7 protein-coding genes are annotated in these 8888 nt (G+C 47.6%); 4 read left to right on the top strand and 3 right to left on the bottom strand.

What is annotated here, in order from left to right:
- The 3 genes from hmpA to MHM93_RS18340 form a co-directional block, all read right to left on the bottom strand.
- On the bottom strand, positions 1–1017 hold a 1017-nt coding region (hmpA, locus tag MHM93_RS18350; RefSeq protein WP_239450104.1), incomplete at its 3' end, for an NO-inducible flavohemoprotein.
- A 15-nt stretch (positions 1018–1032) separates the two neighbouring features.
- A complete protein-coding gene (locus MHM93_RS18345) occupies positions 1033–2229 on the bottom strand; it encodes an NnrS family protein (RefSeq protein WP_239450103.1) in 1197 nt (398 codons plus the stop codon).
- Complete coding sequence (locus tag MHM93_RS18340; protein ID WP_239450102.1) at positions 2230–2502, bottom strand: hypothetical protein; 273 nt, start codon at positions 2500–2502, stop codon at positions 2230–2232.
- A 174-nt stretch (positions 2503–2676) separates the two neighbouring features.
- On the opposite strand from MHM93_RS18340, the gene norR reads away from it, so the two are divergent.
- From norR to MHM93_RS18320, 4 genes are all read left to right on the top strand, one after another.
- Complete coding sequence (norR, locus tag MHM93_RS18335) at positions 2677–4290, top strand: nitric oxide reductase transcriptional regulator NorR (RefSeq protein ID WP_239450101.1); 1614 nt, start codon at positions 2677–2679, stop codon at positions 4288–4290.
- A gap of 219 nt (positions 4291–4509) precedes the next feature.
- Positions 4510–6621, top strand: coding sequence for an EAL domain-containing protein (locus tag MHM93_RS18330; protein ID WP_239450100.1), 2112 nt, complete (start codon positions 4510–4512; stop codon positions 6619–6621).
- Positions 6612–7529 carry a diguanylate cyclase gene (locus MHM93_RS18325; protein WP_239450099.1) on the top strand — a complete coding sequence of 306 codons (918 nt, stop codon included), beginning with the start codon at positions 6612–6614 and terminating at the stop codon, positions 7527–7529. Before MHM93_RS18330 ends, MHM93_RS18325 begins: the two co-directional genes overlap by 10 nt.
- A gap of 85 nt (positions 7530–7614) precedes the next feature.
- On the top strand, positions 7615–8883 hold the full coding sequence (locus MHM93_RS18320) for an extracellular solute-binding protein (RefSeq protein WP_239450098.1): 1269 nt from the start codon (positions 7615–7617) through the stop codon (positions 8881–8883).
- The last annotated feature ends 5 nt before the right edge of the window (positions 8884–8888 follow it).

The raw sequence follows: 8888 nt of genomic DNA, 5'->3' as shown, positions 1-8888 counted from the left end.
GTTAAATGTATTGACCATGTCGCCTGGCTCGTGGTTATACCAGGTCGCATGTTGCCAGTGGTGGTCAGCGCATAGTTTTGCGGTGTGCTGAGCAAACGAATGTTGAGCACGGGTTTCGCAGGCATGGAGATAAGTCACTGGGAAGGGGTAATTACGCGCGGCTAGGGTTTCTAACATGGCTTGCATGGGCGTTACGCCTACGCCCGCAGAAATTAATACCACAGGGGCTTGTCGGTCTTGCCAGAAAAAATCTCCCGTTGGCGCATGTAAGTCAACGATGTCGCCAACTTTAAGATGATCATGCAGGAAGTTCGACATGACTCCTGTATGTTCACCCACTTCACGCTTAACCGAGATGCGGTAACTTTTGCCATTTGCTGTGCGCGATAGCGAGTATTGGCGGATTTCGGTGTGAGCCGAAGTAGAGGGCTTGAGTTCAATAGCAATGTATTGCCCGGGTTTGAAGTCCATCACGGCTTGTTGATCAACAGGCTCGAACGTAAAGCTGGTGACCAGCTGTGACTCTTTTACCTTGTGAGTCAAACTAAAGGCGCGCTTGTTGCGCCAGCCACCGCTTGCTTGCTCGCGAGCTGTATACAGAGCCTGCTCACGCTGAGTAAACAGCTGCGCCAACACCGCATAGGCAGCGCTCCAAGCCTGCTCAACCTCACAACTAAAGTGGTCACCTAGCAGCTCGCGCATGGTTTCAATTAAATGATGACCAACGATGTGGTAATCATCAGGCTGTATGTTAAAGCTCACATGCTTGTTAGCAATACGCTCCACGGCATGCTTGAGTACAGCGACATTATCAAGGTTGTTAGCATAGGCCATTATAGCTTCAAATAGTGCCACTTTCTGGCGCCCTGAATGTTGATTACTTAAGTTAAATACGTCTTTGAGTTCAGGGTTATGGGTAAACATTCGTTGATAAAAATGATCGGTCACTGTCGGCCCTGCTGCACTTATTAAGGGCAGCGTTGATTTAACCGTGTTGATGTGGTGTGAAGATAACATGCATACTCCGCAAAGTTATTGGCGCGGTGCACTGAGCACCGGCCAGTAGGTGAAAAAGAAAATCGTAAATGAGGCAACCCAAAGCGCCGCGCTCAAGGCCCAGCCTACAAATGCATGGCCAGTCAACGTCAGAGTAAAGCGCAGCAATGTAGCACCAACCAAGCATATAAAAGCGGCTGTGATCTGGGGTTTAACGTTGAGTTTGCGCCCTGTGTGACCTAACGAGACGCGACTTATCATCGCCAGGATCATCAAACCAATGGCTCCAAGGGTGATTAGGTGCAGGGCGTTGCTAAAGAGTAATGTGTCGATGTAGTAACTCAGACCTAGCGCAATAAGCCCGAGCCCCATAAAGGCGTATGCGCTATGCAGCGACCACAGCAAAGGAATGGTGAAGGTACTTAAGCTAGACCACGGTTTCATACGAATAAGGTGCACGCACCCTGTGACTATCAACAATATGGCTGGGGAAAAGGGCAATAATTCGAAGTGACTGGTGATAAACACAACCAGGCAAGTGATCGTGAGTGGCAGCTGTATTTTCTCTGCCCATATCATCGGTGTGTGGGCATCAATATTTGCACCGCGAGCCGTAAAAAACGGGATCACTCTCCCGCCAACGACCCCAATCAGAAGCGTAAACAGCAATACAGCTGAGCGGATAAGGTGCAACGCGATTAAATACTCACCCATGAGCGAGAGCACCAAGGTGGCTGCGTTTAGTGTCGCCAGTGCCATTAGCATAGGCACGAAAAGGTAGTTGCGTACATTGCCCGCGCTGAAAACGATACGCGTAAAGGTGAACACAATGGCGGCCCACCATAAAAGCGACATAATTAACGCGGCGATAATAGTGGTGTGCGTGTTAGTAAATACCAGTATACGAATACACACCCAAAGTATGAGTAAAGCTGCCACGGGGAGGCCCGTTATACTGGGCAACCCTGTCCATGTTTGCACCGCCGTCATTATAAAACCAACGGCGATGAGCGCTGCAAAACCAAAGATCATTTCATGACTGTGCCACAGCACGGCTGGCAATATTGGTTGCGGTAAAGTGATGAGCCCGGCCAGCATCGCTGCCCATAAGGCAATGGCTGTCGCCGCAAATAGCGCGCCAGTTAAGAAAAATGAGCGAAACGCTAATTGCCAAAATGGATGGTGAAAGCCATTTTGTTTATTGTCGGGTGTGTTGGGTTCTTGTATTTGCATTTAAAACACCCTGTAGCCCAAGCCATAAACGCCGACACAACGCACCACATACGCCAACTTAAAGATTGCCGCGAACACTATGGTGCCGATATGGGCAGTTATCTGCATGGTAATGGGTAAATATGAGTCGAAATGAAAGCTCATTAATAAGCTGCAAATAACGAGGCCAAGTGACAACACCATGCTCCAGTTAGCAGCAATAATGCATTTTTGAAAGCTTAACTGTGCCCCCTCGAGTGTATGATTAGCGGGAAGAACAAATTGCGAGTACATAGGCGCTCCTACAAAGATATCTATTGGAGCTATATCAAAACTAATGCCATGTTTTTAACTTACTGAAAAATATGAGATATATAATAAATTAGATTGTTTGTGTGTCATTAAGACATACTTGTTATGCGTGTCTTAATGACTACAATAGAGTTAAAATGAACTCGGGCCACGTATATGAACCGCCTTACCGACAACCAACTTTTGGAATTATCCATCACCCTCGCGCAAAGCGTCGCCAGCCAACAGCGCTTTGATGAATTACTCAGTGCCATTCGTAAAGTGATCACCTGCGATGCCATCATGTTACTGGCTCACAAAGGCGACTATTTACAGCCTCTGGCTCATCAAGGGCTGAGCCATGAAATACTTGGCCGTCGCTTTATTATTGCTGAGCACCCTCGGTTTGTTGCGATTTGTCAGTCATTAAAAGCCACGCGTTTCCCCGCAGAGTGTGAACTGGCTGATCCATATGATGGCTTACTCACGGCTATGGAGGGCGACTTACCGGTGCATGCGTGTATGGGGATCCCGCTGTATTTCCAAAATCAGCTACTTGGTGTATTAACGTTGGATAGCCTATCTCCAGGGGTGTTTGATTCACTTTCAGAGCGCTCATTGGCGTTAATTGCATCCATGGCCTCGGTGAGCTTACATACGGCACTGACTGTTGATTTGCTTGAGGCCAATGTCAGCCATTCACAAGAAGTATTGCGGGCTTTGAGCGAACCCAGTGCATCAGGCTGTCCGGCGGAAATCATTGGCCAAAGTCCCTGTATTGATAAACTCAAAAATGAAATTTCCTTGGTGGCCCCATCCAATTACTCGGTACTTATTGAAGGCGAAAGCGGCACCGGTAAGGAGCTGGTGGCGCACAGTGTGCATCAGCAATCAAGTCGTGGTGACCAAGCGCTTATTTATGTCAATTGCGCGGCCCTGCCAGAGAACTTGGTAGAGAGTGAATTATTTGGTCATATTAAAGGTGCGTTTACTGGGGCTGAGCGCAAACGAGCGGGTAAGTTTGTCATTGCCAGCGGTGGCACCTTGTTCTTAGATGAGGTGGGGGAGTTACCCTTAGCTGCGCAAAGTAAGCTTTTACGGGCGTTACAAAGTAATGAGGTTCAACCTGTTGGCCAAGATGAAGTGATAAAGGTGGATGTGCGTGTTATTGCCGCCACCAATCGTGATTTAAAAACCGAGGTGGAAAGCGGGCGCTTTCGCAGCGACTTATATCATCGCCTCAACGTATACCCACTAAAAGTGCCGCCTCTACGTGAGCGTATGGCAGACATCCCACTATTGGCTGGTTTCTTTATCGAGCGTGCAAGGCGAAAACTCGGTGTAAACCAGCTGAAAATTTCCCCAGCGCTTTTAGACAGACTCGCCCAGTATACTTGGCCGGGCAATGTTCGCGAGTTTGAGCACTTATTGAACCGCGCAGCATTAAAGGCCTGTGCCAAAGTACCGATACACAGCCGCCATGATAGCCTGGTGACTGTGACGCTCGGCGACTGCGATGAACTGCATGAGACAACGCAAAGGACGCTAAACACCGAGGAGAACACGCAAACGCCACTTCTATCAGATATAGCGCCTGATTCCATGACGACAGAGGAACCGATTAATTTGCGCCAGGCTGTGGATGATTACCAACGCCAGATAGTCAAACATGCCTTACAGGTTCATCAAGGCAACTGGAGCCGAACAGCCAAGCATTTAGGTGTTGATCGCGCTAACTTAATTCGTCTGGCTAAGCGTTTGCAAATACACGTTGAGAAAGTCGTGTTTTGAAAAAGGCGATGATTGACTTCGGGGTTCCCAGTTAAAGAGCGGTCACTACTTAAATGCTCATTAAAGAAAACGCTGTGTCGAAGAGGTTTGCTTAGTGTGACAGCATAATTAAGCAATAAAGTAGACGCTGCGTCCATGGCTAAACATTTTCTGCGGTATCGCTTTTCAAAATGTTTAACGCTATCTTTATTGAGCGTCTTGTTTGTTGTGAGAGTGTAAATGACCGATTTAAGTAAAGTTCTCGTGATTGATGATGAGCCCATTAATACCCTTCAGTTGGAGCATGCATTGGCAGGGGTAGGTGAAGTTCAATCATGTAACGAGAGCAGTGGAGCCATGGCGCTTATTGCCGATTTTAAGCCAGATATTTTGTTGCTCGATTTAGAAATGCCCACAATTAGTGGTTTTGACTTACTGGCCCAAATTCAATGCCAGCCCTCACTTAGTGCGCTGCGCATTATAGTTATCACTGCACACAACGACCCGGAAATCGAAGAGCGCGCACTCGCGCTGGGTGCCATCGACTTTATCTCCAAGCCTTTAAATCTTACGTTGTGCCGTATGCGAGTAGAGAACCATGCCAAAGTGCGTGCACAAGAGCGAGCATTGGAAAAGACACAAAGGCTATTGGCGGCAGAAAAAGAGCATCTGCGCATTACCCTAGATTCTATCGCGGATGGCGTAATTTCGACAGATGAGCATGCTTGTATCACCTACCTGAACCCGGTCGCACAACGTTTGACCGGTTGGTCGCAAACCGCTGCTAAGGGACGACATATTGAAGAGGTGATGAAGCTAAGGGATGCCTCAACGAAAGAAGTGTCTATTAACCCTTTGACCGTGGCATTAAAAGAAAACAGGCCTGTGGCCATGGCAATAAATACTCAACTGGTCAGTAAACAAGGGCTGGAGTATCGCGTGGAGGACAGTGCAGCGCCAATCCTCGACGAGCAACGCCAACAGCGTGGTGCCGTGATGGTGTTTCAAGACGTGAGTGAAACCCTCGCTATGTCAGTGCAAATGACCTACCTCGCTCATCATGATCAGCTCACCGCACTGCCTAATCGAGTATTGTTGCACGACCGCCTTACACAAGGTATTGCCAGAGCTTCGGCCGGCAACCGTAAAGTAAGTTTAATGCTGCTTGATTTAGATAACTTTAAGTATATAAACGACGCCATGGGCCATCACATTGGCGATGAAATTATCGCGCATGTTGGCCACAGTCTTGACCGCTTTGCCTGTAGTGATATTACTGTTGCTCGTGTCGGCGGCGATGAGTTTGCGTTGGTGGTGCCGCAAGAGAAAAGTTCATTTGGGTTGGAGGGGTTAATTAGCCAGTTGCTAGATGTCATCGCTAAGCCTTTTCGGTTGGGAGGCGAGCAACACAACTTGAGTGCCAGTGTGGGTATCAGCGTCTATCCAGACGATGCCTCCAGTGTTGAAGAAATGCTTCGTCATGCCGACTCAGCTATGTATAAGGCGAAACAAGCAGGGGCGAATAGTTACTGTTATTTCAGCGATGATTTACAACACGAAATGAATCAACGTTTAGCTGTCGGCTATACGCTTCGCGAAGCACTGGAGCAAAACGCGTTAGAAGTTCACTATCAGCCTAAATTTGACCTAAATACCAATGACATCATTGGAGCAGAGGGGTTAGTCCGATTAAGAGACGCAGATGGCAAGTTAATATCACCAGCTCAGTTTATTGAATATGCTGAAGAGTCAGGCTTGATTTATCGTCTTGGTGAACAGGTTCTAGAGCAATGCTGTCGTGACGCCAAAGCATGGCTCGATGCTGGGCATGCACAGAAGGTAGCGGTTAATATATCGGCAAAGCAGTTTTCTGACTCTGCGCTGGTCGATACCGTTGCCGCTATACTTGAGAAAACTCAGCTGCCGAGTCGATATTTAGAGCTCGAGGTCACCGAATCTGCCCTTATAGACAGTTACGAGCAAACGGTCACTCAACTACAATCTATTGCCGATATGGGCGTAAGCATTGCTCTTGATGACTTTGGTACCGGCTACTCAAGCCTTTCTTATCTAAGGCTTTTCCCCCTGAATGTCTTGAAAATAGACCAATCTTTTGTACGAGATATGCTGGCAGAGCCCCAAGCGTTAGATATTGTCACGGCTATCATAGACCTAGCAAATTCGCTAGGCTTGGAAATTGTCGCAGAGGGCATTGAAACCGAACCGCAAGCCAAAAAGTTACGTTCTTTGGGGTGCGGCATTGGCCAAGGGTATTTACTGGCTAAACCCATGGTGTCTGTGTCATTGTCACAATTATTAGAGCAACAAGCAGCAGGAACGCTATGCACCTAGATATAAAACCGTTTTCCCAGTGTAAAGTGCTGGTGGTCGACGATGATGATATTGCACGGCTAACCTTAGAGGCAATGTTAGAAGAGTACTTTGATGTCACCACATTGAGTGATAGCTCCCAAGTTTTAGCGCACTGCGCTGCTGATGTACCCGATTTAATTCTACTCGACGTCAATATGCCCCATATTAGTGGCTTAGAGGTTTGTAAAGAACTAAAACAAAGCGCTTTGCTTGAACAAGTGCCCGTGGTCTTTGTGACTGGCACCTATGACACCCAATCGCAAAATGCATGCTGGGAGGCGGGAGCCAGTGATTTTATCGGAAAACCCGTTGCGGCCTCAACGCTAATTCACCGAACGCAAAATCACCTTGAAAATAAACTGAGACTGGAAGCTCTCATTAAGCTCACTTATAAAGACTCTTTGACAGGACTTTACAATCGCCACTACTTAGATGAGGAAGTCGTGAACTCATTGCGTCAATCTATACGTGAGTGTAAACCTTTTAGTGTACTGATGGTCGATATTGACCACTTTAAGCAATACAACGACCACTATGGTCACCCTCAAGGCGATGAATGCCTTAAGCAAGCTGCGCAGGTGTTGCAACAGAGCTTGCGTAGACCCCATGATGTGGCGGTACGCTTTGGCGGTGAGGAGTTCCTAGTGATCATGCCCTATACGGATGCAAGTGGTTGCGAATTTATTTGCAAGCAAATAATGAATAATTTAAGCGCAGCTAATCTTAAACATGACTATTCGCCGTTTGCGCAGGTGACCGTTAGTATTGGTGCTACAACCAGTAATCAGAGCGCTGAAGTAGCCCTTGAAACACTGATAGCAGATGCAGATCAAGCCCTTTACGAGGCTAAACGAGCGGGTCGAAACCGCTATCAGTGTCTCGATTAAGTACAGCCAAGCAAGAAGAAAATTTTTTCTAATTTAAGGGCTTAGTCTACACTTTGTAGCAAACTTAACGACAGGAGTCCGGTTAATGAGCTACTCTCCCACACGTCGGCGATTTTTACGTACCCTAGGTCAGGGAGCAGCGGTATCAACGCTTGCTCTCAAAGCGCCCTATGTCTTCGCAAAGAAAAAAGTCACCCTCAGGGTCATGGGCACACATGTGACCTTACAAGAAGAGCTACGCCAACGGGCGATGCGCGAGTTGGGTATTCACTTAGTGTTTGCCCCTATGGGCAGTGCGGCACTGTTACAAAAAGCAGCGGCAGACCCAAGCTCGTTTGATGTATACGAGCAATGGTCAGACTCTATTAATATTTTATGGCAAGCAGGCGCGATACAACCCATTGACGTTGATAGGTTAACTTACTGGGATGAAATTAATAACCTAACAAAAACGGGGCAACTGACCAAAAACGCGCGAGTGGGGGCGGGGGATGCGCCCAATAAAATCTTGTATGTGCAGGATGATGGCCAGTTAGGGCCGCAGGCCACAGACAAAGTTAGCTTTATGCCTTACGTGCACAATGTTGACTCCTTTGGCTATAACACTCAGCACATTGCTAAAGGCCGGGCTTATGAAACAGAGTCTTGGTCATGGCTTTTGGATGAGCAAAACAAAGGTAAAGTGGCGCTTGTGAATGCACCAACCATCGGCATTTTCGATGCTGCTTTGGCATTGCAGGGTCAGGGGCTCATGACATTTAAAGACATGGGTAACATGTCCATTGCTGAAATTGATAAGCTGTTCAGTATTTTGCTTGCTAAAAAGCGCCAAGGTCACTTCTCTGGCTTCTGGACCTCTGTACCCCAGTCGGTCGATTTCATGAAAACGAACCGAGTGCACATACAAAGCATGTTTTCGCCAGGAGTGAGTGCTTGTCGGGGGCAGGGGATCCCTGTGGTCTATGCAGCGCCTAAGGAAGGCTACCGGGCCTGGCATGGGGTCATGTGTTTATCAGCACACACCACTGGAGCTGTTAAAGACGCAGCGTATGAGTATATGAATTGGTGGTTATCAGGTTACCCAGGGGCCTTTATTGCACGCCAAGGCTACTATATTTCTAACCCCCAACGTAGTCAGCCATTGATGTCCAAAGCAGAGTGGCAATATTGGTATGAGGGTCATGAAGCCAGTATGGATTTGCGTGGCACTGATGGCAAGGTATCGGTCCAGGCTGGGCAAATACGTAACGGTGGCAGTTACACAAAACGTTTTTCTAATGTTGCGGTGTGGAATACGGTGATGCCAAATTACGACTATAGCCTTGATAAATGGTATGAATTACTCAATGCGTAAGGATA

This window comes from Pseudoalteromonas sp. MM17-2 (assembly GCF_022347945.1).
Taxonomy (GTDB): domain Bacteria; phylum Pseudomonadota; class Gammaproteobacteria; order Enterobacterales; family Alteromonadaceae; genus Pseudoalteromonas; species Pseudoalteromonas ruthenica.
This window is presented reverse-complemented; position numbering and strand designations above follow the sequence as displayed.